1 protein-coding gene is annotated in these 1,837 nt (G+C 63.4%); it reads left to right on the forward strand.

The genetic code is table 11. The features are described from left to right. Positions 1 to 29: 29 nt before the first annotated feature. The coding region (locus ABD287_RS18275; protein WP_344174756.1) for a non-ribosomal peptide synthetase at positions 30 to 1,837 on the forward strand (1,808 nt) is incomplete at its 3' end.

Raw genomic sequence — 1,837 nt, forward strand, 5'->3', positions numbered from 1 at the left:
CCGATGGGTCGGCGGCGTTGCGGTGTGTGTTGGAGTTCAGTGCGGATCTGTTCGATCGGGAGTCGGCGCAGACGTTGGCGTCCCGGTACGTGCGGTTACTGGCCGCGGTAGTGGCTGATCCAGACCTACGGGTGGATCAGGTAGAGGTACTGGAAGCGGCGGAACGCACGTGGCTGCTCGAGGACGTCAACCGCACCCAACGACCGGTGCAGCAGGCAACCCTCGCGGAACTGTTCCAGGCACAAGCACTGCGCACGCCACAAGCCGTAGCGGTGGAATGCGCCAGCGACACGGTGACGTACCAGGAACTGAACGAACGGGCCAACCAGCTGGCCCGGTACCTACTCAACTACGGCGTCCGGCCCGGTAGCGTCGTCGGCGTCGCGCTACCACGATCGGTGTCCTGGCTGGTGGCGATGCTGGCCGTGGTCAAAACAGGAGCGGCGTACTGCCCGATCGATGCGGCACTGCCCACCCAACGCATCCAGTTCGTACTGCAGGACGCAGCCCCATCAGTGGTGTTAACAGTCTCGGCCAACGCCCCAGCAATGACCGACGTCACCGACGAACGACTGCTGCTACTGGACGATCCCACCGTGAAAGCAGCCCTGTCGTCCACACCCACAGATGACCTAGCCACCAACGAACGAGGCGGCCAGCTCCTACTCGACCACACCGCCTACGTCATCTACACCTCCGGATCCACCGGACAACCCAAGGGCGTCGCCGTCACCCACCGCGGACTCGCCAGCATGATCACCGAACACGTCGAGCGGATGCAGATCAGCACCGGTGACCGGCTACTCCAACTCGTCTCACCCAGCTTCGACGTCAGCATGGCCGAAGTAGGCCAAACACTCGGCTCTGGAGCCACCCTGGTCATCGCCCAAGCCGCACACGAAGCCGGCGGCGACGAACTAGCCGCCGTACTCAACGACCTCACCATCACCCACGCCATGATCCCAGCCGCACTACTGACCACCGTGCCCACCGAAGCGGTATCAACCCTTCGATCGGTAGGAACCGGCGGCGAAGCCATCTCCGCAGACCTCGCCTCCCGCTGGGCCAGCGCCGGCATCCGCCTCATCAACGGCTACGGACCCACCGAATCAACAGTGGCCGTGACCATGTCAACACCGGCCAGGGTCGGCGAACAACCCCACATCGGCACACCCATCGCCAACTCACAGGTCTACGTCCTGGACGAAGCACTCCAACCACTACCCACCGGCGCAGTAGGCGAGCTATACCTCACCGGCGACGGCCTCGCCCGCGGCTACATACACCAACCCGCACTCACCGCCGAACGGTTCATCGCCTGCCCCTACGCACCCCCCGGCACCCGCATGTACCGCACCGGCGACCGAGCACGATGGACCCGAAACGGCGTCCTGGAATTCATCGGCCGCACCGACGACCAAATCAAAATCCGCGGCTTCCGCATCGAACTAGCCGAAATCGAAACCGCAATCCACTCATTCCCCACCGTCGACCAAGCAGCCGTCATCGTCCGCGAAGACCGACCCAACGACCGCCGACTAGTCGCCTACGTCGTCGCCACCACCGGCCACACCATCGACACCACCGCCCTACGCACCCACCTCACCACCCAACTACCCAACTACATGGTCCCCACAGCAACCGTCATCCTCAACGAACTCCCCCGATCCACCAACACCAAAATCGACCGACGCGCACTACCAGCACCCGACTACACAACACACACCCAAGGCCGACCACCACGAAACCCCCGCGAAGAAATCCTCTGCACACTCTTCGCCGAAGTACTCGGCCTCAACCACATCACCATCGACGACAACTTCTTCAACCTCGGCGG

The sequence above is a fragment of the Pilimelia columellifera subsp. columellifera genome, from assembly GCF_039532605.1.
GTDB lineage: Bacteria > Actinomycetota > Actinomycetes > Mycobacteriales > Micromonosporaceae > Pilimelia > Pilimelia columellifera.